Source organism: Terrabacter sp. GCM10028922 (assembly GCF_042666095.1).
In the GTDB taxonomy this organism is placed as follows: Bacteria; Actinomycetota; Actinomycetes; order Actinomycetales; family Dermatophilaceae; genus Terrabacter.
The window spans coordinates 59,248-81,921 of record NZ_JBHTFG010000032.1; the positions used below are offsets into that span (position 1 = coordinate 59,248).

Genomic DNA, 22,674 nt, shown 5'->3' on the forward strand with positions numbered 1-22,674 from the left:
CTACCGTGGCGGGATGAGCCTCCCGGCCGACAGCCACGTGCACACCGAGTGGTCCTGGGATGCTGCGTTCGGTGACATGGCGAGGACCTGCACGCAGGCCATCGAGATCGGGCTGCCGGCTGTCGCGTTCACCGAGCACGTCGACCACACCGTGTGGACCCTCGACCGGTCACACGTCGACGTGGACGCGCACCTGCTGGCCTTCACGTCCGCCGACGGGCTCGTGACACCGAGACCGTTCGACGCGGCGGGCTACCTCGACGCGGTTGCTGCCTGTCGGGAACGATTTCCCGGACTGCGGATCCTCACGGGCGTGGAGCTCGGCGAGCCCCACCTGCATGCCGAGGCCGTCCGTCACGTCCTGGCGACGGGCACGTTCGACCGCGTGCTGGGCTCTCTGCACTGCCTGCCCGACGGCGACGGCTGGACCGAGCCGGGCGAGCTCTTCGGACGGCGCGCGTCCGCCGACATCATCCGGAGCTACCTGCTCGGCGTGGCCGACATGGTCGCGGTCGACGAGACGTTCGCGGTCCTCGCGCACATCGACTACGCCGTCCGCTCCTGGCCTGCCCGGAGCGAGGGGCCGTTCGACCCGGCGGACTTCGAGGCGGAGTTCCGCCGCGCCCTCGAGGCCACGGCGGCGGCAGGCAAGGCCCTGGAGATCAACACCGTCCTACCGCTGCATCCGACCATCGTGCGGTGGTGGCACGAGGCCGGCGGTGACGCGGTCAGCTTCGGCAGTGACGCGCATGCGCCCGGGTCCTTGGCCCGACGCTTCCGGGAGGTGTCCCAGCTGGCCGAGGCCTGTGGCTTCCGCGCGGGCCGCGACCCGCACGATCTGTGGGGTCGGGCCGGCGGCCCGGCGTGAGCCACGTGGCCCTCGGCTTCGAGGCCGAGCACGGCTGATGCTGCAGGGCTTCAGTGCGCAACGCGGGTGTTGCGAGCGACACGGGGGTTGCGCGCGACGCGGGCGTTGCGCGCGACGCCGGTGTCCTGCGCGACGGGGGTGTCGTGCAGCACCCGGGAGAGGTCGCGATCGACCTCTGCGTCAGCGCCGAAGGGTGCGCGGGGCAGTGAGAAGGTCCGGCGGTGGTGCGGCCCGAGGGCTGCGACGAGAGCGACGATCATGGCGATGAAGAAGATGATGTCCATGGCAGAAAGTCTGCGCCCGTCCTGATCCCGCCACGAGTGGCAGAACAGACGATGTTCGACAAGATCCTGCCAACGTGTCATGCTGGCCGAATGTTGAGCACGATTGCCGTCATCGTCCAGGAGCCGGTGGCCATGTTCGAGCTCGGCGTGCTGTGCGAGGTGTTCGGCCTCGACCGAACGGACGACGGCGTCCCGGCGTTCGACTTCCGGGTCTGCTCTGCTCGCCCGGGTGAGGTCCTGCGCACAACGAGCGGCGTGAGCGTGGTCGCCTCCCACCCCCTCGAGGGCGCCCGCGGCGTCGACCTCGTCGCGATCCCCGGCGGCTCGGTCGACGGACCCTTCGACCCCGTGGTGCTCGACATCCTGCGCGAGACCGCCGAGAGCGGTGGGCGCGTCCTGTCCGTCTGCTCCGGCGCCTTCCAGCTCGCCGCGGCCGGCCTGCTCGACGGCCGTGACTGCACGACGCACTGGAGGTATGCCGCCCGGCTGGCAGCGGAGCACCCGCGCGCCTGTGTCGACCTCGACGTCCTCTACGTCGAGGACGGTCCCGTCCTGACGAGCGCCGGCACGGCGGCCGGCATCGACGCGTGCCTCCACCTCGTCCGCACGGAGCTCGGCTCGGAGGTCGCCACGCGCATCGCACGCCGGATGGTGGTCCCGCCGCACCGGTCCGGCGGCCAGCGCCAGTTCGTCGAGACCCCCGTCCCCTCCGAGCCGTGCGAGGGCCTGCAGGACGTCCTGGAGTGGGTCGCCGAACGTCTCGACGAGGAGCACTCGATCCCGTCTCTCGCCAAGCGGGCCGCCATGTCGGAGCGCACGTTCGCCCGCCGCTTCGCCGCAGAGGTCGGTACGACGCCGCACAAGTGGCTGACGAGCCAGCGCGTGCTCCGCGCCAGGCACCTGCTCGAGACGACGGACTTCGACGTCGAGCGCATCGCCCGCGAGAGCGGCTTCGCGACAGCCGCCGTGCTGCGCCACCACTTCCAGCGGCAGATCGGCATCCCGCCGGTGTCCTACCGTCGCGCCTTCACCAAGCAGCCGGTCAGCGCCTGAGGTCGGCGACCAGCTCAGCCGTCTGGGCTTGTCTCACGGCGTATAGGGCTGTGCCTAGACATCCCCAGACGGCGGGATCGTCCGTCCTCCTTCGTCGCGACAAGATGGGTTACCGCCAGTAGGTTACTGGCCAGTAGACGCCACCGACGTCGTCCCATGGTCAGAGGAGACCGCCTCCATGCCCCATCCCTCCACGCCTGCCACCTGGCCCCTCCCTCGCGTCCGTCTCTCCCGCACCCGCCGGGTTGTCGGAGTCGTCGTGCTCGCCATGGCCGCAGCCGTCATGTCGCCGGTCACCACCGCCCGCGCATCCGACTTCTACACACCTCCCGCCGCCGTCGAGGCGTCACCGGGCACCGTCATCCGCGCCGAGTCGATGACCTTCTACCTCGACCCCCTGCGTCTCCTGCCCTCGCACGCGAGGGCCACCCGAGTCATGTACGCGACGCGAGACCGGACGGGCGCGCCCATCGCCGTCACCGGCACGGTCCTTGTGCCTCCGGCCCCGTGGGTCGGCGTCGGCGTGCGGCCGGTCGTCGGCTACGCCGCGGGCACGCAGGGGCTCGGCGACCAGTGCGCGCCAAGCCGCCAGCTCGCTGCCGGATCCGAGTACGAGGGCGCCTTCATCTCCGGTCTGCTGGCCCGCGGGTACGCCGTCGCGATGACCGACTATCAGGGCCTCGGCACGCCCGGCACCCACACCTACATGGTCCGCACGGCCCAGGCCCACGCCGTCCTCGACATGGTCCGGGCCGCCCAGCACCTCCCGGGCACCGGTCTCCCGTCGGCCGGGCCGGTGCTCCTCGCCGGCTACAGCCAGGGTGGAGGCGCCACGGCCGCGGCGGTGGAGCTCGCCCCCACCTATGCGCCGGAGCTCCACGTCAGGGGCGCGGTCGCCGGCGCGGTGCCCGCTGACCTCGGCGCCGTCGCCGCCCACCTCGACGGCAGCCTCTACTCCGCCTTCGCCCTCTACGCGGTCGCCGGTCAGGCCGCCGCCTACGGCATCGACCTCGGCGACTACCTCAACTCCCGCGGACTGTCCGTCGTGGAGGCGGTGCGGGGAGAGTGCGTTGCCGAGTCGATCGCGCTGCACGCCTTCACGAGCTCGAGCTCCCTGACGAAGGACGGCCGCTCCCTCACCGAGCTCGCAGCGTCGGAGCCGTTCCGCTCGATCATCGCCGACCAGCGCATCGGCCGTCTCACGCCCACCGCGCCGGTCCTCGTGACGCACTCCGTCCTCGACGACGTCATCCCGTATGCCGTGGGCAAGGGCCTCGCGCGTGACTGGTGCGGACGCGGCGCCAACGTCGCCTTCTCGCCGAACATCACCCCGACGCACGTCGGTGGCGCCGTGCCGTCGTTCGCCAAGCAGTTCGCCTTCCTCGAGGCTCGCGTCGCCGGGCTCCCACAGGCCTCCGACTGCTTGTGGCTCTGACGGGCTCCGACGGCTCAGCGGTTGCGACGAGCGATCGCGCTGGAGAGTGCCGTGGCGAAGCCGCACCACGCGGCATACGGCGACAGGGCGATGCCCGCGCGGGTGTTGACGGCGGCTGCCCGCCTGGCGAGGTCGGCCGCGCTCACCGTGAGCACGGCCGCCTCGGCGGCGGCAGCCCAGGGCTTGCGCACCCGCCAGAAGACCACGCTCCAGGCAGCGTTGAGGGCGAGGTTGGTGCCGAGCGCCTTGAGGTACGCGGTGCGGCCCGCGGTGTCGCCGGCCCGGTCGTATGCGGTGAGCGCGGCCGCCGAGCTCGCCGCCAGGTCGGCGTAGAGCCCGGTCCACACCACGGGGAAGGCGATCGCCGGCGGCTGCCAGTCGGGCAGGTCGAGGGAGCGGTACCAGCGCGAGCCCTGCTGGGTCGCAAGCGAACCCGCGATGGCACAGACCGCGGTCGCGGTGCCCGTGAGGGCGAGGTTGCGCAGCGCGGTGTCGGGTTCGGCGTGCCGCATCGCGGATCGCACGGCCGTGTCGAAGTCGGTGAAGCCTCCCGGCACGTCGACGTGCTGCTCGATGTCGCGCTCCTTGACGACGACCTCGTGCACGAGGCTGCCGACGAGCGGCTTCGCGAGGCCGGCCGGGATCGGGGTGACGAGGCCGACCCAGTGGCTCGCGAGCCGGGGCGTCAGCACCGGGACGGTGACCACGAACGGGCGGCGGCGGCCCGTCGCATCGGCGAACCGCGCGATCATCTGCCGGTAGGTGAGCACCTCCGGCCCACCGATGTCGAACGCCCGGTTCACCTCCGGCGGAAGGCTGCCCGCGCCCACCAGCAGGGTCACGACATCCTCGACCGCGATCGGCTGGATCTTGTTCTCGAGCCACTTCGGGGCCACCATCGCCGGCAGCCGCTCCGTGAGGTAGCGCAGCATGTCGAACGACGCCGAGCCGTCGCCGAGCACGACCGCGGCCTGGAGCACTGCCGTCGGCACTCCGGAGTCCAGCAGGATCCGTCCCACCTCGACGCGGGACGCGAGATGGGGCGAGAGCACGTCGTCGTGGGGATGCAGGCCGCCGAGGTAGACGATCCGCGACACCCCCTCCTCGCGCGCGGCCGCGCCGAAGGCCGTCGCGGCCTCGCGGTCGCGGGACTCGAAGTCGGGGCGGTCGTCCATCGAGTGCACGAGGTACCAGGCGGCGTCCACGCCAGAGAGCGCCTTGCGCATGTCGCTCTCGGACGAGACGTCGCTCTCGGTCACCTCGACGTCCTCGAGCCAGGGCCGGCCCTCGAGCGACCCACGACGGCGGGTGAGCACGCGGACCCGCCACCCGTCCGCGAGCAACCTCGGCACGACGTGCCCGCCGACGTAGCCGGAGGCACCGGTCACGAGGGCCGTGCGCTTCGGGGTGGACGAAATGGTGTGGTCGGAGGTCATCGGGTCACCTGGTCAGCTCGAGGGCGGGTGGGAGGAGCAGGAGCATCCCGGTCGACCACGTCACGTGCGTGATGATCGGGCCGAGGACGCCGCCCGTGGCCCGGCGTTGCAGCGCCGTCACGAGCCCGAGGACGGCGGCGGCGAGCACGAGCAGGGGGATTCCGCTGCCGACCGTGGTGAGCGCGTAGAGCAGAGTCGTCACCGCGACCGCGTGGGACGGCAGGGCGGCATACAGCGCCCCCCGGAAGTAGAGCTCCTCGACGACGCCGTTGAGCACGGTGATGGCGAGGACGACGGGGAGCGAGCCGAAGCGGGCGTGGTCGAGCAGCGCGTCGACCGGCGCGCGCAGCATGGGGATGCGCGCCACCACGAGGGCAGCGGCGAGGAAGGCCGCGAGCAGCAGCGTGCCGAGGGCGAGCGACTGCGCGACGGGTCGTGCCGCGGGGCCGCCGCTCCGCGTGTGGCCGCGGCCGAAGTGGAGCGGCCCCGAGGCCACCGCGCCGACTCCCCACGCCGCGGCCAAGCCGAGCGACGCCGTGTAGAAGCGCGGGTCGCCCGGCCGGATCCGCAGGGCCCATGCGAGCGCGGCGGAGCCGACGACGAGGGTCACGGCGGCGACGACCCGGCGTCGCGTCCGAGCTGACGGCGGGTCGGGCTGCTGGCCGCCGACGGGCCTGAGCAGGGCGGCGTCGAGGAACGCGCGCAGCTCGGCGACCGGACCTCGCACCTGCCCTCCTCCCGACTGGTTCCACGACCCGTCCCACTGAGCCGTCCCACCGACCCGGCTCATCGACGACGCGCGCCCTCGTAGCGCGTCAACGTCTCCCTGCGCTCGTCGTCGTGGTCGACGACCCGCCTCGGATAGCCGTTGTCGTACCCGTTGTCGTGCTTCCACGGTTCGTGCGCCGACGCGCCCGACAGATGGCGCAGCTCGGGCACCCAGCGCCGGACGTACTCGCCGTCCGGGTCGAACGTCTTGCCCTGGGTCACCGGGTTGAAGACCCGGAAGTACGGCGCGGCGTCCGTGCCGGTCCCCGCGACCCACTGCCAGCCGTGGTTGTTGGAGGCCAGGTCACCGTCGACGAGGTGATCGAGGAAGTGCCTGGCGCCGACCGGCCACCACACGTGGAGGTCCTTCGTCAGGAAGCTCGCCGCGACCATCCGCAGCCGGTTGTGCATCCAACCCTCCTCGAGCAGCTGGCGCATGCCGGCGTCGACGATCGGGTACCCGGTCCGCCCCTCGCGCCACGCGTCGACGAGCCGGTCGGCCTCCGCGCCCGAGTCGTACGGCAGCCTCGCGAGCTCGGGCCGCAGGGCGTGCCATGCGGAGTCGGGCTCGTGCCACAGCACGTCGGCGTAGAACTCCCGCCAGATCAGCTCTGTCACATACGTGTTGGCGGCCTGCGACCGCCCGGCCGAGTGCGCGGCCAGGTCCGCGAGGATGGTCCGTGGGTGTATCTCGCCGTACTTGAGGGGCACCGACATCCGGCTCGTCGTGTCGAGGTCGGGTCGGTCGCGTTCCCTGTCGTATGCCGTGAGCCCGCCGCGGAGGAACGCGTCCCATCGCTTCAGCGCCGCACCCTCGCCGGCCTCCATCCGCGGGACGGTCGGCAGGGGGTCGCCGGGCACGTCGGCGCGCAGCCACGGGATGCGCGTGGGGCGGGACGCCGGTGCGGGCCGCCCGTGCCGGTGCCACGCCTTCGAGAACGGCGTGAAGACCTTGTAGGGAGAACCGGACTGGTTGAGGATGCGCCCCGGCCCGACGGCATACGGCGTGCCCGTGGCGACCAGCTCGCGCCCGTCGTGTGCGAGTGCGGTCGCGACCTTCTCGTCACGGCGGCGACCGTACGGAGTCGTCTCACGGGTGACGTGCACCTGCCCGGCGCAGACCTCCCTCGCGAGCCGCGGGATGACGTCGACGGGGTCACCCGTGCGGATCACGAGCGCACCGCGCGTGTCCTTCGTCAGGGACGTGAGCGACGCGAGCAGCCGCTGCGTGCGCGGGGAGCCGTGCGCGAGCAGTGCGGGGTCGAGCACGAAGACCGGCAGCACGTGCGCCGCGTGCTCGACCGCGGCGAGCAGGGCCGGGTGGTCGTTCAGGCGCAGGTCGCGCCGGAACCACAGGATCGAGGTCGTCGACGGGGTCATCAGCCGGCCGCGGGGACGACGCCCTCACGCTCGAGGCGCACCTGAGCGACGTCGAGGTAGCCCGTGGCGAAGCCGGCCTGGCAGTACGCGAGGTAGTACTCCCACTTGCGACGGAAGGTCTCGTCGAAGCCGAGGGCGTTGACCTCGGGCCAGCGTGCGAGGAACGTCTCGCGCCAGCGCCGCAGGGTCTCCGCGTAGTCGGCGCCGAACGCCTCGACGCCCGTGATGCGCAGCCTCGTCGCGCCCTCGGTCGTCTCGCTGATCGCCTGGAGGCTCGGGATGAGCCCGCCGGGGAAGATGTGCTTCTGGATCCAGCCGTAGGAGTGCCGCGTGGCCAGGAGGCGTTCGTGCGACATGAGGATCGACTGGACCGCGGCGACGCCGCCCGGAGCGAGGCGTTCGTCGATCGTGCGGAAGTACGTCTCCCAGTACTCCTCCCCGACGGCCTCGATCATCTCGACGCTGACGACGGCGTCGTGGACGCCCTCGACCTCGCGGTAGTCCTGGACCCGGATGTCGACGGTGTCGGAGTAGCCGGCGTCGGCCACCCGCCGGCGGGCCAGCGCGGCCTGCTCCCTGGACAGGGTGACGCTCGTGACCGTGGCGCCGCGGCGGGCGGCCTCGAGGGCGAGCGTGCCCCAGCCGGTGCCGATCTCGAGCAGGCGCGTGTCCTGGCCGACCTTGGCCATGTCGAGGATCGCGTGCACCTTGCGCAGCTGCGCGGTCTCCAACGACTGCGCGCGCGGGGGCAGGTGTTCGTCGAAGAGCGCCGAGCTGTAGCTCATCGTCTCGTCGAGGAACGCCGCGAAGAGGTCGTTGGACAGGTCGTAGTGCGCCTCGATGTTGCGGCGCGACCCGAGCAGCGAGTTGCGCTGCGTCGACGGGATCCGTCGGTCGACGACACCGCGCAGCCGCAGCCAGCGCGGAGGCACTGCTGTCGTGAGGCGCTCGGCGAACGGCGTGAAGAGCTCGGCGAGGTCGGTGCCCTCGGCCGCTCGCCAGTCGCCCGCCATGTACGCCTCGCCGATGCCGATCTTCGGGTGGTGGGCGAGCCGCTCGAACAGCGCCGTCGGGCGGACGACCTGGAGCGCGGGCAGCCCGCGCCGGCGGGTGCCGCCGTCGAGAAGCGAGCCGTCCGGCATGACGACGTCGACGGGCACGCGCTTCGCGACCTGGGCGACGATGCTCCGGGCGAGGTGCGCGCGCAGGCAGAAGTGGCGCAGCGTGGGTCGGCGCAGGCACAGCGGGTGCGCCATGGCGGGCGACGTGGTGGTCATCGGACGGCCTCCTCGGGGTGGCGGGGGCGGGGCATCACGGGCAACCGGCGGCACCACAGCCGGATGCCGTGTGCCCGGATCAGCGTCGTCACCCTCAGGGTCATGAGGCCGTGACGACGGACGAGGCGCAGCAGGGCGCGCGGTGACGCGGGCTCCGGCGTGCCCCGCGTGACGGCGGTCATGACGCGCTCGCCGCCGCGGTCGAGGGCCACCGTCACGGAGACGGTGCGGGGTTCGAGGACCAGGCGGACGGCATACTCCCCGGTCGTGTCGTTGAACGGCGAGACGTAGAACGCCTTGTCGACCGTCGCCGTGCCGTCGGCCGCGACGTCGAGCAGGTAAGCGTGGCGCTCGCCGTACGTGTTGTGCACCTCGAAGACGACGGCGAGCAGCGTGCCGTCGGGTCGCAGGCACCAGAAGACCGAGAGCGGGTCGAAGGTGTGCCCCAGCACGCGCGCGTTCGCGAGCATGAGCACCCGGCAGTCCGGCGGCAGCGTGATGCCGCGTGCCGCGAGGAAGCGTTCGACGTCACCGCGGAGGCCCCCGCCGAGTCGCGCCGCGTCGAGATGGTCACGGGTGTCGAACGCCGCGAACAACCTTGCGGGCCAAGGCAGTCGGGGCAGGCAGTCGACGTCGACGAGCCACTGGTAGTGGGCGTGCGTGAAGCTGTGGTGCAGCGGCGTGCGGCGTGAGTGCGTGACAGTGCCGTCGACGAGGGCGGGCACCGGCGGGGGTATCAGGACGGTGGTCACCAGCGCACCCCGAACGACTCCGCGGCCTCCACGCCGGACCGGCACCCGTCCTCGTGGAAGCCCCACCCGAGGTGCGCGCCCGCGAAGGCGAGACGGTCGCCGCCGCCCGTGCGCAGCCGGGCCGCGGCCTCGACGGCCTCGTGGGTGAACACAGGGTGGTCGTAGACCATCCGGGCCGTCACGAGCGACTCGTCGACCGTGCCACGCGGGTTGAGCGTGACGACGTGGTCGTCGGCGTCGTCGATGCCGTGCAGCCGGTTCATCCAGTAGCTGACCATGACCTCGGCCGCCGGGGCGTCGCAGGCGCGCATGCGGTAGTTCCACGACGCCCTCGCCTGACGCGGCGCGGGCAGCACCGACGAGTCGCGGTGCAACCACGTCGTGTTGCGGGAGTAGCGGATCGCCGCGAGGTCACGCTTCTCGTCTGGTGTCGCGTCGGCGAGCAGGTCGAGCGCCTGGTCGGCGTGGGTCGCGACGACGGCCCGGTCGAACGTCGTCACGCCGCCGACCACGCGGACGTCGACACCGTCGTCGTGCCTCGTCACCGCGGTCACGGGGCTGTCCCTGCGCACGTCCGGCAGACGCTCGGCGAGCCGTTCGACGTAGGTCGCCGACCCACCGGTGACGGTGCGCCACGGAGGTGACCCCGTCACCGTCAACATGCCGTGGTGGTCGAGGAACCGGAAGAGGTGACGGGCCGGGTAGGCGTTCGCGTCGAGGTCGCCGCACGACCAGACGCAGGCCACGAGCGGGATCGCGAAGTGCCGCACGAAGTAGTCGGAGAAGCCCTGCCCGGTGAGGAACTCGCCCCACGTCGGGTCGTGCGACCCATCGGCGAGCAGCGCGTGCGCGGCCCGGTGGAACCGCGGCACGTCGCGCAGCATGCCCAGGAACCGCGGGTCGGCGAGGCGGCGCCTCTGGGCGAACAGGCCCTTGGGACCCCGCCCTCCGGCATACGACAGCCCGCACCCCTCGCACGTGACGCTCATGCTCATCTCCGTCGCCTGGGTCGGCACGTCGAGCTCGCGGAAGAGGCGCAGCAGGTTCGGGTAGGTGCGCTCGTTGTGGACGATGAAGCCGCTGTCGATGCGCAGCGACCCGTCGCGCCCGCCGACCTCATGGGTGTGCGCGTGCCCGCCGAGACGTGTGTCGCTCTCGAAGAGGGTCACGTCATGAGTCCGGCTCAGCACGTGGGCCGCCGTCAGACCCGAGACGCCGGCTCCGATCACCGCTGCGGTCGGTCGGACGGTCGGTCGGGCGGTCGGTCGGGTCGTGTCGTTCGCTCGAGTCACCGAGGCCTCCTCGCTGATGGGTCCCGGGTAGTGGTTCGGCGCGGTGCCCCGACCGGATTGAGCGGCATCGAGGTGCGATGCCTTGTCCAACGTTCGTCCACACCGTAGAGTGGTTGTCTAAGGTCTGTCAAAGGTTGGAGTGGACATGGTCATCGAACGCACCGTCACCGTCGACCGGCCGGTCGACCGCGTCTTCGCCTACCTCAGCGACTTCACCAACACGACGGAGTGGGACCCCGGGACGGTCCGCACCGAGAGGGTCGCGGGGGAGGGCGGCGTCGGCACGCGCTACCACAACACCTCGAGGTTCCTGGGCCGAGAGACCGAGCTCGACTACCTCGTCACCGAGCTGGTGCCCGGCGAGAGAGTCGTTCTCCGGGGCGAGAACGCGACCGTGGTCGCGCACGACACGATGACCTTCGTGCGCACCATGACGGAGGCCGGCGAGGGCACGACGGTGACCTATCGGGCAGACTTCGAGCTCAAGGGGATCGCGAAGCTCATCGCGCCCCTGCTCGCCCCGGCCTTCAGGAGGCTCGGTGACGAGGCCGAGAAGGGACTGCGCACCGCCCTGGGGCGTCTGGAGTAGAGATGTACACCATCAAACGCGCGGCCGAGCTGACGGGCATCAGCGTCGCGACTCTGCGCGCGTGGGAGCGGCGCTACGGCGTCGTCAGCCCCAAGCGCTCCGGCGGCGGCTACCGGCTCTACGGCCCCGAGGACGTGCGCGCGCTCGCCATCATGAACTCCCTCGTCACCCAGGGATGGTCGGCGCGCGAGGCCGCCGCCGACACGTTGCGCCGACTCTCGGCCCGTGACGCCGGCGGGCGTGACGGGCCGCCGCCGCGCGCGGCCCGTGTCACGCACGCCGCTGCGCCGCGCCCCTCGGGCCGCTTCCAGTCCGAGGATGCCGAGGCGTTCGTCCGAGCGGCCGAACGCCTCGACTCCGCGTCGGCGACGGCGGTGCTCGACTCCCGCTTCGCGCTGGGCACCTTCGAGCACGTCGTGGACGACTGGCTCATGCCGACCCTCGAGCTCGTCGGCGAGGAGTGGGCGCACGGCCGCCTCACCGTGGCCGGCGAGCACCTCGTGTCGTATGCCGTCCAGCGACGGCTCGCCGCCGCCTACGAGGCCGCCTCGGGCCGGGTCGACGGCCCGACGCTGCTCGTCGGCCTGCCGCCGGGGGCCCGGCACGAGCTCGGGCTGCTCGCCTTCGCCGTGGCCGCGCGGCGGGCCGGCTTCGCCACCGTCTACGTCGGCGCCGACCTGCCGGCTGAGGACTGGGTGCGCGCCATCGAGGCCAGGCGCGCAGCCGGTATCGTCATGGCCGTGCCCAGGGAGGTCGACTCGGAGTCCGCTCAGCAGATCGTCGACACCGTGAGCCGCACGCACCCCGAGGTCGTCATCGGTCTCGGCGGCAGCCGCCAGGACGAGATCACCGGCAAGGCCATCCACCTCGGCCACTCGATCACCGTGGCGGTGGGCGAGATGACCCGTCGTCTTCGCGTCCCGGCCTGACCGTGCGCGTCCTGGTCCTCGGTGGCACGGGTGAGGCCCGCGCTCTCGCAGCAGTGCTCGTGGCCCGCGGCGACGACGTCGTGTCGAGTCTCGCCGGCCGGGTCAGCGACCCCGCCCTGCCCGTGGGCCGGGTGCGCACGGGCGGCTTCGGCGGCGTCGACGGGCTCGCCGCCTACATCGACGGCCGCGTCGACCGCGTCGTCGACGCGACCCACCCGTTCGCCGCGCAGATCACCGCCAACGCGGTCGCCGCGACGGCCCACGTCGGCGTGCCGTTCGTCCGGCTCCAGCGCCCCGGCTGGTCGGTGCACCCGCTGGCCGACAGCTTCACCTGGGTCGCCGACGTCGACGCCGCCCGCGACGCCGCCGAGAGCCTGGGGCGCCGGCCGTTCCTCACGACGGGTCGCCAGCAGCTCGACGCCTTCGCGTCGTGGGACGACCGCTACGTCCTCGTCCGGGTCGTCGACCCGCCCGACTGGGACGTGCCGGTCAGCTGGGAGGTGCTGCGCGCCCGAGGCCCCTACCCGTACGACGGCGAGCGCGACCTCATGCGCAGCCGCCGGGTCGACGTGCTGCTGACCAAGGACTCCGGCGGGGCGCTCACCGAGGCGAAGCTTGCTGCCGCCCACGACCTCGGCGTGCCCGTCGTCGTCGTGCGCCGTCCCCCCGTGCCCGAGGGCGTACGGGTCGTGGCGTCGGTCGACGACGCGGTGGCCGCGCTCGACGCGAAAAGCACCTGACGGCATACGTCGTCGCGTACGTTCGTCGCGTGACGGCGGGGCAGCGGGACCGGGCGCCGTGGGAGCGGCTGCTCCCGGGGATCGCCGTGCTGCGCGACTACGACCGCGCCTGGCTGCGCGGCGACGTGCTCGGTGGCGTCACCGTCGCCGCCTACCTCGTGCCGCAGGTCCTCGCGTACGCCGAGGTGGCGGGACTGCCTGCGGTCGCAGGGCTCTGGGCCGTCGGGCCGGGACTCCTCGTCTACGCGGTCCTCGGCTCCTCGCGTCAGCTCTCCGTCGGTCCCGAGTCGACGACCGCGCTCATGACCGCAGCCGGCATCGGCGCCCTCGTGACGGCCGGGGGCGGCGTCGCGATGCGACAGGAGATGGCAGCGCTGATGGCGATCGCCGTCGGGGTCATCTGCATCGTCGGCTTCGTGGCGAGGCTGGGCTTCCTCTCCGACCTGCTCTCGAAGCCGGTCCTCGTCGGCTACATGGCCGGCATCGCCGCCCTCATGGTCATCAGCCAGATCGGCAAGGTCAGCGGCATCGGCGTCGAGGGCGGCTCCTTCCCGCAGGAGGTGGCGTACGCCGTGACGCACCTGGGCGAGACCCACCTGCCGACCCTGTGGCTGGCGCTCGGCGTGCTCGTCGTGCTCCTCGGCTTCCAGCGCCTCGCGCCGACGTGGCCCGGCCCCCTGATCGGGATGCTCGGAGCGACGGTCGCCGTCTCCGTGCTCGACCTCGCGAGCACTGCCGGGGTGAAGGTCGTCGGCGACGTGCCGCAGGGGTTGCCGGCCCTGCGGCTTCCCGACCTCGGCGGGGTCGACGTCTGGGCGCTGCTGCCCGCTGCGCTCGGTGTCGCGGTCGTCGCGTACTCCGACAACGTGCTCACGGGTCGCGCCTTCGGAGCACGGCACCGCGAGACCATCGACAGCAACCAGGAGTTCCTCGCCCTCGGCGGCGCCAACGTCGCGACCGGCCTGTTCCAGGGCTTCCCCCTTAGCTCGAGCGGCAGCCGCACGGTCATCGCCGACGCGATGGGTGCACGGACGCAGCTGCACTCCCTCGTCTCGCTGGTCCTCGTCGTCGCGACCCTGCTCTGGCTCGGCCCGGTCATCGGTGCCTTCCCGACCGCGGCGCTCGGCGCCGTCGTCGTCTTCGCCGCGATCCGGCTCGTCGACGTCGCGGAGCTGCGGCGCATCGCCGCATTCCGGCGCAGCGAGCTCGTGCTGGCGCTCGCGACGACGGCTTCGGTGCTGCTCTTCGGGGTGCTGCCCGGCATCGGGGCGGCCATCGCCCTGTCGGTGCTCGACCTGCTGCGACGCATCGTCCACCCGCACGACGGGGTGCTCGGCTACGTGCCCGACGTCGCAGGCATGCACGACATCGACGACCACCCGAACGCCGTGCAGGTGCCGGGCCTCGTCGTCTACCGCTACGACTCGCCGCTGTTCTTCGCCAACTCCGACGACTTCGTGACACGGGCGCTCGCGGTCGTCGACGCCGCCGAGGCGAGCGGCGACCTCGAGTGGTTCCTGCTCAACGCCGAGGCGAACACCGAGGTCGACCTCACCGCGGTCGACGCCCTCGAGTCGCTGCGTCGCACGCTCGAGGACCGCGGAGTCGTCTTTGCGATGGCCCGGGTCAAGGAGGACCTGCGGGTCTCGCTCGACGCGGCGGGCTTCGTCGACGACGTGGGTCGCGACCTCGTCTTCCCGACCCTTCCGACCGCCGTTGCCGCGTATGCCGCGTGGTACGAGCGCGAGCACGGGGCCCCGCCGCCGGGGCTGCGCATCCCACCGGTGCCCGCCCAGCCCGAGCCGGACGCCTAGCCTGACGGCATGCATCTCGACCTCGTCACCGTCGTCGTCGACGACTACGACTCCGCGATCGCGTTCTACACCGGCGTGCTCGGCTTCGAGCTGGCCGAGGACTCGCCGTCGACGACGACCGACGGTCGGCCCAAGCGATGGGTCGTCGTGCGGCCCCCGGACGGCGGCACCGGACTGCTCCTCGCGCGTGCCGACGGTCCCGTGCAGGAGGCGGTCGTCGGTGAGCAGTGGGCCGGCCGGGTCGGGCTGTTCCTGCGCGTCGACGACTTCGACGCGACGCTCGAGCGGCTGCGTACGGCCGGGGCCGAGATCGTGCGGCCACCGCGCCAGGAGGACTACGGCTGGGTGGCGGTCTTCCGCGACGTGGCCGGCAACCGCTGGGACCTGCTCTCGTGACACCGACCGTCGTCTCGATCCACATCGCCCCGGGTCGGCGCCTGCCCACGAAGTCGGTGCCGAGCGTCGAGGCCGAGGCGGGCGCGGGCCTCGTCGGCGACCGCTACCACGGCAGCAGGCACCGGCACGTGACGCTCCAGTCGGCGCCCGACCTCGAGGCCGCCGCTGCCGACCTCGGGCGGCCGGTCGACGCTGGGCTGACCCGGCGCAACATCACGATCTCGGGCGGCGACATCCCGATGAGGCCGGGGGCTCGGGTGACCATCGGCGACGTCGAGCTCGAGGTCGTACGGATCGCTGCGCCCTACCGGCTCCTCGACGACAACCTCGGCCCGGGCGCGGCCCGGGCACTGCACGACCGTGCGGGCACGGTGTTCCGGCTGCTGACGTCGGGCCGGATCAGCGTCGGTGACGAGGTCGTGCTCGACGTCGTCGGTGTCCCAGGCTGAGCAGGGTCGCGACGGCGAGTGACCCCGCCGCGACGCGGCGGGCCAGGCGGGAGGCCGGCGCGATGTCGCGCGCTCCGGCCGCTGAGCCCGTGCCGAGCATGCCCCGGTCCTCGACCCGTCCGTCGTAGACGTTGGCGCCGCCCAGCCGCACGCCCAGGACCCCCGCGAACGCCGCCTCGACGACGCCGCCGTTGGGGCTCGGGTGGGCGGGTGCATCACGCCGGACGGCCTCCCAGCCGGCCCGAGCCCGGTCACGCGAACCTCCAGCGACGAGGGCCAGGGCGCCGGCGACACGGGCGGGCACCCAGTTGGCGACGTCGTCGAGCTTCGCTGCAGCCCAGCCGAACTCGCGATAGCGCTCGTTGCGGTGGCCGACCATCGCATCGAGCGTGTTGACGGCGCGGTAGGCGAGCAGACCCGGCACCCCGAGCAGTCCACCCCACAGCAGGGGAGCGACGACCGCGTCCGACGTGTTCTCGGCGAGGGACTCGATGCACGCCCGCGCCACCTCGTCGGCGTCGAGCCCCGACGTGTCACGCCCGACGAGGTTGCGCACCTGGACGCGGGCGGCGTCGAGGTCGCCGCGCCGCAGCTGCCCGCCGATGGTGTCGGCCTCCCGGGTGAGGGACCGGCCGCCGAGGACTGCCCACGTCGCCGCGGCCGTCGCGAGCGTATGGGCGGCGCCGCGGCGCCGGGTTGCTCGCTCGGCGACCACGCCGAGCGTCGCCGCCCCGGCCACCAGGACGGTGACGTGGGCGACGCCGGGAGCGCGGCGGGCGGCATACGTCCTCTTCTCCAGCAGCAGTGCGGCGGAGCCGAACCCGGCCACCGGGTGCCAGCGGCGCGGGTCGCCGACCGCCTGGTCGAGGGCCCAGCCGAGCGCGAGCCCGAGGGGCCGGCTCATCGGAGGACGTCGAGGGCCGCGACGTCGCCGATGACGACGACGGCGGGTGCACCCAGCCCCTCGCGCCGGGCCGTCGCGTCGATCTCGGCGAGTGGTGCGCGGACGGTGCGCATGCTCGCGAGCCCTGCGTCGGCGACCATGGCGGCCGGCGTGAGCGGTGAACGACCCTCTGCCACAAGGGTCTCGGCGATAGCGCCGAGCGTCGCCACGCCCATGAGGACGACGATCGTCGTGCCGCTGCGGGAGATGGCACCCCAGTCGAGGGTGCTGCGCGGATCGCCGGGCGGCACGTGACCGCTCACGACGGTGAAGCCCTGGACCAGCGCGCGGTGCGTGACCGGGATCCCGGCGAGCGCTGGTGCGGCGATGCTCGAGGAGATGCCCGGCAGGACGACGACGGGGATGCCGTGGGCCGTGCACGCCTCGGCCTCCTCGCCGCCGCGTCCGAAGACGAAGTTGTCACCGCCCTTGAGACGCAGGACGTTCCGGCCGGCGAGTGCGTGCTCGACGAGGAGCTCGTTGATCCGCTCCTGCGGCGTGAAGTCGCCCCTCGGGATCTTGCCGACGTCGACGACCCGCACGTCGTCACGGGCGTGCCGCAGTGCGCTCAGTGGCGCGAGGCGGTCGTGCACGATCACATCGGCTGCGCGGATCGCCTCGATGCCGGCGACGGTGAGCAGGCCCGGGTCGCCGAGGCCGCCGCCGAGCAGAGTCACGGTGCCGACGGACGAGTGGCCACCGGCTCCGCCCGGCCCGCCGCTCTCGACTCTCGGAGACGGCGACGTCGACACCTCGGCGCGGAGCACCACGTCGAAGGTTTCCGGGTCGGCGTCGGCGTCGATGGTGACCAGCCCGCGCTCCACCAGGTCGCGCAGCGACGTCGGCAGGTCGTCGATGTCGGCCGCGACGGTGACGCGCGCACCGTCACGCAGGAGCGCGTGCACCGTCGCGACGGTGTGCGGCACGACGCGTGCGACGAGCACCGACAGACCGGCGAAGCTCAGCTCAGGCGACACGGCGCCCCCTCCTCAGGTCGTCGAACGCCGCGGCGACCGCCCGCGACGTGGCGGCGTCACGGACGGCGAGCCGCACCCACGTCGGTCCGAGCCCGGGGAACGTCTCGCCCCGGCGGACGGCGAAGCCGAGCCGCGCGAGGTCCTCGCGGACCGAGCCGACGCCCAGCGACGACGTGTCGACGAGGACGAACGGTGCGGCCGAGGGTGCCGCCGTTGCGAGGCCCACCGCAGCGAGCTCGCGCACGAGGACCTCCCGGTCGTGAGCCGTGGACACGGCCGCCGCCTCCGCCTCGGCGAGCGCGCGCTCGGAGAGGCAGGCGACCATGGCCGCGACCGACGGGCTCGAGACCGACCACGGCGGCTGCACGGCGCGCATTCGCGCGACGAGCCGCGCGTCGCCGACGACGTAGCCGGCGCGCAGTCCCGCGAGCCCCCACGTCTTGGTCAGCGACCGGACGACGAGCAGCCCGTCCAGGTCGGGGCCGATGACCGACTCGGGCTCTCCCGGCACAGCGTCCATGAAGGCCTCGTCGACGACGACGACGCGCCCTGCCGCCCGCAACGCGCGCAGCTGCGCTGCGGGATGGAGCACGCCCGTCGGGTTCGTGGGGTTGCCGACGACGACGAGGTCGGCGGACGCGTGGGAGCCGCCACGGGCGAAGTCGGCCGGGTCGATCCGGAAGCCCGACCCGCGCTGCAGCACACATCGCCCGACGGGCCGACCAGCGGCGGCGAGGGCAGCCTCCGGCTCGGTGAACTGCGGATGGACGACCACCGGCCGCTCAGCCGGGACCCCCCGGGCGAGGAGCGTGAACGCCTCGGCGCCGCCGGCCGTCGGCAGCACGCACTCGGGTGGGACGCGGTGCCGCGCAGCGATGGCCGCGACCGCCGGCGCCGGGTCGGGGTAGCGGCCGAGGTCGTGCAGCGAGCGTGCGATGACGTCGGCGAGCCACGGCGGCGGCGCCGGGAGCCGGACGTTGACGGCGAGGTCGGTCAGGCCGGGCGCGACGTCGCGGTCGCCGTGGTGGTGCAGGTCGACGCCGGTGTCACCGGCCGCGCTGCTCACGACGCCCTGCTCCGCGACCGGGGGGCGGCGGCATACGCGTGGACCGCCTGCCCGAAGCGCGCGGCGAGCTGGGGGTGACCCGCCCAGTGGGTGTGGAGGTACGACGCGTGCAGCGTCGCGCGGCCGGTGCGGGCCGGGTCGAGGGCGAAGCCGTCGGGCGTGCCGTCGAGCAGCCACGCCGCCGGGCTCGCCCCGGGATCAGGCGTCACCGTCGTGCGGTGGAACTCGTGGCCCGTCACGCGCAGTCCCGCCACCCCGAGCACCGAGTCGCCGGGCGCGATCGCCGTGCGGTAGCCGAGGGTGAGCCGCGGACCCATGGCGGCGACGGCCGGGATCGCGCCGACCATCGCGGCACCGTCGACGGCGGCGCAGAGGTACAGCATCCCGGCGCACTCGGCGACGGTCGGCAGGCCGGCGCGCACCGCACGCAGGATGTCGCCACGGAGCGCCTCGTTGGCCGAGAGCTCCTCGGCGTGCACCTCGGGGAAGCCGCCGCCCAGGTAGAGGCCGGCGGTTCCCCGCGGCAGGCTCGACGCAGTGAGCGGGTCGAAGACGACGGGCTCGAGCCCGGCGGCCCGCAGCAGCTCGTCGGTCTCGGTGTACCGGAACGTGAAGGCCCGGCCACCGGCCACCGCCACCACCGGACGCGAGGCCCTCGGCACGTCGGGTCGCGCCGCGTCACCGAGGGCTGCGGCGGCGTCCCACGCGGGGGCGTCGAGGTCGGGTGCCGAGCGGGCGATCGCGAGCACCTCGTCGAGGTCGATGTGCTCGGCGACCCGCTGCGCGAGCAGCTCGACGGAGCCGGCGGCCTCGTCGCGCTCGGCCGCCGGGACGAGACCGAGGTGGCGCGACGGTGCCTCGATGCCGGCGTCGCGCGGGAGCACACCGAGCACGGGCACGCCCGTCGCGTCTAGGGCCGACCACACCTCGCGCAGGTGCCGCCCCGACGCCGCCTTGTTGAGCACGACGCCGGCGACGCGGACGCCCGGCTCGAAGGTCGCGAGCCCGTGGACGATCGCCGCGGCCGTCCGCGTCATGTGGCTGACGTCGAGAGCGATGAGGACCGGCGTGCGCGTCAGCGTGGCCACGTGCGCCGTCGAGGCGAAGCCGTCGCCGCCGAGGCGCCCGTCGAACAGGCCCATGACGCCCTCGAGGACGGCGACGTCGGTGGGGCCGTCGGCCGAGGCCCCGTGCACGAGCAGCGGGGCGACGCGGGCCTGGCCGCAGAGGAACGGGTCGAGGTTGCGTCCCGGCCGGCCCGTCGCGAGCGAGTGGTAGCCGGGGTCGATGAAGTCGGGCCCGACCTTGAACCCCGTGACCTCGAGCCCGCCGGCGCGCAGGGCGGCCATGAGCCCTGTCGCGACCGTCGTCTTGCCGTGGCCCGAACCGGGTGCGGCCACGACGAGCCGCGGTAGCACGGTGCCGCGGGGCTGCTCCGGCTCAGCGGGCAGCCGACCGAGGGCGGTGTCGATGGCGGAGTCGCGCCGGGTCACCACTCGATCCCCCGCTGCCCCTTCTGGCCCGCGTCGAACGGGTGCTTGACCTTCGTCATCTCGGTGACCAGGTCGGCGAGGTCGAGCACGGCCTCCGGGCAGCGGCGACCGGTGATGACGACATGCTGGTGGCCCGGCCGGTCCCGCAGCGTCGTGACGACGTCGTCGACGTCGATCCAGCCCCAGGACATCGGGTAGGTGAACTCGTCGAGGACGTACAGCCCGTGGGTCTCGGTGGCGAGCCGACGCTTGATCTCGGCCCAGCCTTCGCGGGCCGCCTCGGCGTGGTCGTCCTCGGTGCCCTCCTTGCGGGTCCAGGACCAGCCGGCGCCCATCTTGTGCCACTCCATCGGGCCGCCGCGGCCGGTGTCGCGGTGCAGCTCGGCGAGGGTCTCGACGGCCGTCTGCTCGCCGATGCGCCACTTCGCGCTCTTGACGAACTGGAACACGCCGACCGACCAGCCCTGGTTCCAGCCGCGCAGGGCCAGGCCGAACGCGGCGGTCGACTTCCCCTTGCCGTCCCCGGTGTTGACGATGAGCAGCGGCCGGTTGCGGCGCTGGCGCGTCGTCAGCCCGTCGGCCGGCACGGTGGTCGGCTGGCCCTTCATCAGGCAGCCCTCCCGCTCACGGCCCGAGCCGCGCCGACGATCGCCGACGCCGCGAGCTCGCCGACGGGCAGGTGTTCGGCGCCGAGCTGCTCGGCCAGACGGGCGGCGAGGCCCATCCGGAACCGGCCCGACTCGCAGTCGAGGACGACCGCCTCGACGCCCTCGTGCCGCAGCTGTGCGGCGACCCGCCCCGCACGGGCGAGAGCGTCCGGACCGCTGGTGGCCCGGCCGTCCGTGACGACGACGAGCAGCGCACGCCGGTTCGGGTCGCGCAGGCGCTCCACCCGCAACGTGTCGTATGCCGTCTCGAGCCCTTCGGCGAGCGGCGTCCGTCCGCCGTGGGGCAGGTCGCGCAGGCGTCTCGCGGCGATGTCGACCGAACCGGTCGGCGGCAGGGTGAGAGCGGCGCCCGCGCCACGGAAGGTGACGAGCCCGACCTTGTCACGGCGCTGGTACGCGTCGAGGAGCAGCGACAGGACGGCCGACTTGACGGCTTCCATGCGACGGCGTGCAGCCATCGAGCCGGAGGCGTCGACGCAGAGCAGGACGAGGTTGGACTCGCGGCCCTGGAGCACGGACCGGCGCAGGTCGCCGGGCAGCACCCGCAGACGGCCCGCCGCCGTGCTGCGCGTGGCGGCGGCGCGGATCGTGGCGGGCAGGTGGACCGGTCCGGTGGGTGCGCTGGTCGAGCCGACCCGTCGGCCGGTGCTCGTCAGGGCGGCCGAACGTCGGCCCGGGTCACCCTGCCCGACTCCCTTGGCGCGCAGCAGCTTCGCGCGATAGGGCTCATCGGCGGCGCTCACGCCGGACGCGACAGCACCCGAGGGGCTGGTGTCCGGGGCGGTTTCGGTCTCCTGCTCGCTCGGTTCAGCCTGTTGGTCGTGCCGGCCGTCTTGGCCGTCCTGGGCGCGCTGCGGCTCGGGTGCGCGCTCGGGCTGGCCCTCTCCCTCGCGCTGGGGGGCCGGCTCCGGGGACCGGTCCTCGCCTTCCGGCTCGGTCTCGCGTTCTCCGGTCTCGCGTTCTTCGGGCTCGCGGTCCTCGGGCTCGGGGTCGGGGTCCGGCTCGTCGTCGCCGAGCAGCTGGTCGAGGAGGTCCTCGTCGAGGCCGGGCGAGTCGAACGGGTTGCGGCGCCGCCGGTGCGGAAGCGCGAGCCGGGCGGCTGCGCGCACGTCGGCGCGGGTCACCGTGCTGCGACCGGACCAGGCCGCGTGGGCGACCGCAGCACGTGCGGTGACGATGTCGGCGCGCAGCCCGTCCACCTCGAACCCGGCGCACACGACGGCGATCCGGTGCAGCATCTCGTCGGTGAGCGCGACGGACCGCAGCCTGTCGCGTGCGGCCGCGATCCTCGTGCGCAACGCCTCCTGCTCGGAGGTGAAGCGAGCCACGAACCCGGCCGGGTCGGCGTCGAAGGCGAGCCGGCGGCGTACGACCTCGGCGCGCAGCGCGGGGTCACGGGGGGCTGCGACCTCGACGGTCAGCCCGAAGCGGTCGAGCAGCTGCGGGCGCAGCTCGCCCTCCTCGGGGTTCATCGTGCCGACGAGGACGATCCGTGCCGCGTGCGACACCGACACCCCGTCACGCTCGACGGTGTTGCGGCCCATGGCGGCCGCGTCGAGGAGCAGGTCGACGAGGTGGTCATGGAGCAGGTTGACCTCGTCGACGTAGAGGATGCCGCGGTTCGCGGCTGCCAGCAGACCCGGCTGGTATGCCGTCTCGCCACGTCCCAGCGCGCGCTCGAGGTCGAGCGAGCCGACGACGCGGTCCTCCGTGGCACCGATGGGCAGCTCGACGAGCCGGGCGTGGCGGGTGTCGGCCTCGGCGGCGTGGTCGTGCGGGCCGTCCGGGCACCCGGCACCCTCGCCCGGACCGCAGCCGAAACGGCACCCGGCGACGACCTGCTGGCGGGGGAGCACGGCGGCGAGGCCGCGCACCATCGTCGACTTCGCGGTGCCCTTCTCGCCGCGCACGAGGACGCCGCCGACCTCGGGCGAGACCGCGGTGAGGACGAGGGCGAGGGCCAGGTCGTCGGAGCCGACCACTGCCGCGAAGGGAAAGGTGGGGGGCGTGGACCCGTCGTATTTCGTGCCGTTCGAGCCGTCGCGCATGGGACTGCGAGCCTCCT

22 protein-coding genes are annotated in these 22,674 nt (G+C 73.4%); 9 read left to right on the plus strand and 13 right to left on the minus strand.

Going from position 1 to position 22,674, the window contains the following annotated elements; all coding sequences use genetic code 11:
- Window positions 1-13 precede the first annotated feature (13 nt).
- Window positions 14-868: a PHP domain-containing protein gene (locus tag ACFQU3_RS20640; RefSeq protein ID WP_385913279.1), complete on the plus strand. Its 855-nt coding sequence runs from the start codon at window positions 14-16 to the stop codon at window positions 866-868.
- A gap of 50 nt (window positions 869-918) precedes the next feature.
- Here ACFQU3_RS20640 and ACFQU3_RS20645 read toward each other — a convergent pair whose 3' ends face one another.
- Complete coding sequence (locus tag ACFQU3_RS20645) at window positions 919-1,152, minus strand: hypothetical protein (RefSeq protein ID WP_385913281.1); 234 nt, start codon at window positions 1,150-1,152, stop codon at window positions 919-921.
- Between the two features lie 90 nt (window positions 1,153-1,242).
- On the opposite strand from ACFQU3_RS20645, the gene ACFQU3_RS20650 reads away from it, so the two are divergent.
- The gene (locus ACFQU3_RS20650) at window positions 1,243-2,205 is read left to right on the plus strand and encodes a GlxA family transcriptional regulator (protein WP_385913283.1); all 963 of its coding nucleotides are present in this window, start codon (window positions 1,243-1,245) and stop codon (window positions 2,203-2,205) included.
- A gap of 178 nt (window positions 2,206-2,383) precedes the next feature.
- Complete coding sequence (locus ACFQU3_RS20655) at window positions 2,384-3,640, plus strand: lipase family protein (RefSeq protein WP_385913285.1); 1,257 nt, start codon at window positions 2,384-2,386, stop codon at window positions 3,638-3,640.
- 14 nt (window positions 3,641-3,654) lie between these two features.
- Here the strand turns inward: ACFQU3_RS20655 and ACFQU3_RS20660 are convergent, their stop codons facing one another.
- Genes ACFQU3_RS20660 through ACFQU3_RS20685 form a run of 6 tightly spaced genes read right to left on the minus strand, consistent with a single transcriptional unit; the run spans window position 3,655 to window position 10,545 of the window.
- Window positions 3,655-5,076, minus strand: coding sequence for a tryptophan-rich sensory protein (locus ACFQU3_RS20660; protein WP_385913287.1), 1,422 nt, complete (start codon window positions 5,074-5,076; stop codon window positions 3,655-3,657).
- 4 nt (window positions 5,077-5,080) lie between these two features.
- A complete protein-coding gene (locus ACFQU3_RS20665; protein ID WP_385913289.1) occupies window positions 5,081-5,803 on the minus strand; it encodes a CPBP family intramembrane glutamic endopeptidase in 723 nt (240 codons plus the stop codon).
- Between the two features lie 59 nt (window positions 5,804-5,862).
- Complete coding sequence (locus tag ACFQU3_RS20670; protein ID WP_385913291.1) at window positions 5,863-7,224, minus strand: cryptochrome/photolyase family protein; 1,362 nt, start codon at window positions 7,222-7,224, stop codon at window positions 5,863-5,865.
- Entirely contained in the window at window positions 7,224-8,501 is a 1,278-nt protein-coding gene (locus ACFQU3_RS20675) for a class I SAM-dependent methyltransferase (RefSeq protein ID WP_385913293.1), read from the minus strand. Before ACFQU3_RS20675 ends, ACFQU3_RS20670 begins: the two co-directional genes overlap by 1 nt.
- Window positions 8,498-9,253, minus strand: a complete 756-nt coding sequence (locus ACFQU3_RS20680) for a DUF1365 domain-containing protein (RefSeq protein ID WP_385913295.1) — start codon at window positions 9,251-9,253, stop codon at window positions 8,498-8,500. The genes ACFQU3_RS20675 and ACFQU3_RS20680 overlap by 4 nt, the downstream gene beginning before the upstream one ends.
- The gene (locus tag ACFQU3_RS20685; RefSeq protein ID WP_385913297.1) at window positions 9,250-10,545 is read right to left on the minus strand and encodes an NAD(P)/FAD-dependent oxidoreductase; all 1,296 of its coding nucleotides are present in this window, start codon (window positions 10,543-10,545) and stop codon (window positions 9,250-9,252) included. Before ACFQU3_RS20685 ends, ACFQU3_RS20680 begins: the two co-directional genes overlap by 4 nt.
- Window positions 10,546-10,690: 145 nt before the next feature.
- On the opposite strand from ACFQU3_RS20685, the gene ACFQU3_RS20690 reads away from it, so the two are divergent.
- From ACFQU3_RS20690 to ACFQU3_RS20715, 6 genes are read left to right on the plus strand one after another with little or no spacing between them, the layout of a single operon-like run.
- Window positions 10,691-11,134 (plus strand): SRPBCC family protein, encoded by a 444-nt coding sequence (locus tag ACFQU3_RS20690; RefSeq protein ID WP_385913299.1) that lies wholly within the window; start codon window positions 10,691-10,693, stop codon window positions 11,132-11,134.
- Window positions 11,135-11,136: 2 nt separating this feature from the next.
- Window positions 11,137-12,063 (plus strand): MerR family transcriptional regulator, encoded by a 927-nt coding sequence (locus tag ACFQU3_RS20695; protein ID WP_385913301.1) that lies wholly within the window; start codon window positions 11,137-11,139, stop codon window positions 12,061-12,063.
- Window positions 12,064-12,065: 2 nt separating this feature from the next.
- Window positions 12,066-12,803 carry a cobalt-precorrin-6A reductase gene (locus tag ACFQU3_RS20700; protein ID WP_385913303.1) on the plus strand — a complete coding sequence of 246 codons (738 nt, stop codon included), beginning with the start codon at window positions 12,066-12,068 and terminating at the stop codon, window positions 12,801-12,803.
- Between the two features lie 29 nt (window positions 12,804-12,832).
- A complete protein-coding gene (locus tag ACFQU3_RS20705) occupies window positions 12,833-14,617 on the plus strand; it encodes a SulP family inorganic anion transporter (RefSeq protein WP_385913305.1) in 1,785 nt (594 codons plus the stop codon).
- Window positions 14,618-14,626: 9 nt separating this feature from the next.
- A complete protein-coding gene (locus ACFQU3_RS20710; protein WP_385913307.1) occupies window positions 14,627-15,013 on the plus strand; it encodes a VOC family protein in 387 nt (128 codons plus the stop codon).
- On the plus strand, window positions 15,010-15,462 hold the full coding sequence (locus ACFQU3_RS20715) for an MOSC domain-containing protein (RefSeq protein WP_385913309.1): 453 nt from the start codon (window positions 15,010-15,012) through the stop codon (window positions 15,460-15,462). The genes ACFQU3_RS20710 and ACFQU3_RS20715 overlap by 4 nt, the downstream gene beginning before the upstream one ends.
- Here the strand turns inward: ACFQU3_RS20715 and ACFQU3_RS20720 are convergent.
- Genes ACFQU3_RS20720 through ACFQU3_RS20745 form a run of 6 tightly spaced genes read right to left on the minus strand, consistent with a single transcriptional unit; the run spans window position 15,413 to window position 22,657 of the window.
- Window positions 15,413-16,366: a cobalamin biosynthesis protein gene (locus ACFQU3_RS20720; RefSeq protein WP_385913311.1), complete on the minus strand. Its 954-nt coding sequence runs from the start codon at window positions 16,364-16,366 to the stop codon at window positions 15,413-15,415. The two genes, ACFQU3_RS20715 and ACFQU3_RS20720, sit on opposite strands and share 50 nt — an antisense overlap.
- Window positions 16,363-17,382, minus strand: a complete 1,020-nt coding sequence (gene cobA, locus ACFQU3_RS20725; protein WP_385913313.1) for a uroporphyrinogen-III C-methyltransferase — start codon at window positions 17,380-17,382, stop codon at window positions 16,363-16,365. The genes ACFQU3_RS20720 and cobA overlap by 4 nt, the downstream gene beginning before the upstream one ends.
- Window positions 17,372-18,448, minus strand: a complete 1,077-nt coding sequence (gene cobC / locus ACFQU3_RS20730) for an Rv2231c family pyridoxal phosphate-dependent protein CobC (protein ID WP_385913315.1) — start codon at window positions 18,446-18,448, stop codon at window positions 17,372-17,374. The genes cobA and cobC overlap by 11 nt, the downstream gene beginning before the upstream one ends.
- Window positions 18,445-19,941 (minus strand): cobyrinate a,c-diamide synthase, encoded by a 1,497-nt coding sequence (locus ACFQU3_RS20735; protein ID WP_385913316.1) that lies wholly within the window; start codon window positions 19,939-19,941, stop codon window positions 18,445-18,447. The genes cobC and ACFQU3_RS20735 overlap by 4 nt, the downstream gene beginning before the upstream one ends.
- Window positions 19,938-20,549 (minus strand): cob(I)yrinic acid a,c-diamide adenosyltransferase, encoded by a 612-nt coding sequence (cobO, locus tag ACFQU3_RS20740; protein ID WP_385913318.1) that lies wholly within the window; start codon window positions 20,547-20,549, stop codon window positions 19,938-19,940. The genes ACFQU3_RS20735 and cobO overlap by 4 nt, the downstream gene beginning before the upstream one ends.
- Complete coding sequence (locus tag ACFQU3_RS20745; protein WP_385913320.1) at window positions 20,549-22,657, minus strand: VWA domain-containing protein; 2,109 nt, start codon at window positions 22,655-22,657, stop codon at window positions 20,549-20,551. The genes cobO and ACFQU3_RS20745 overlap by 1 nt, the downstream gene beginning before the upstream one ends.
- Window positions 22,658-22,674: the final 17 nt, after the last annotated feature.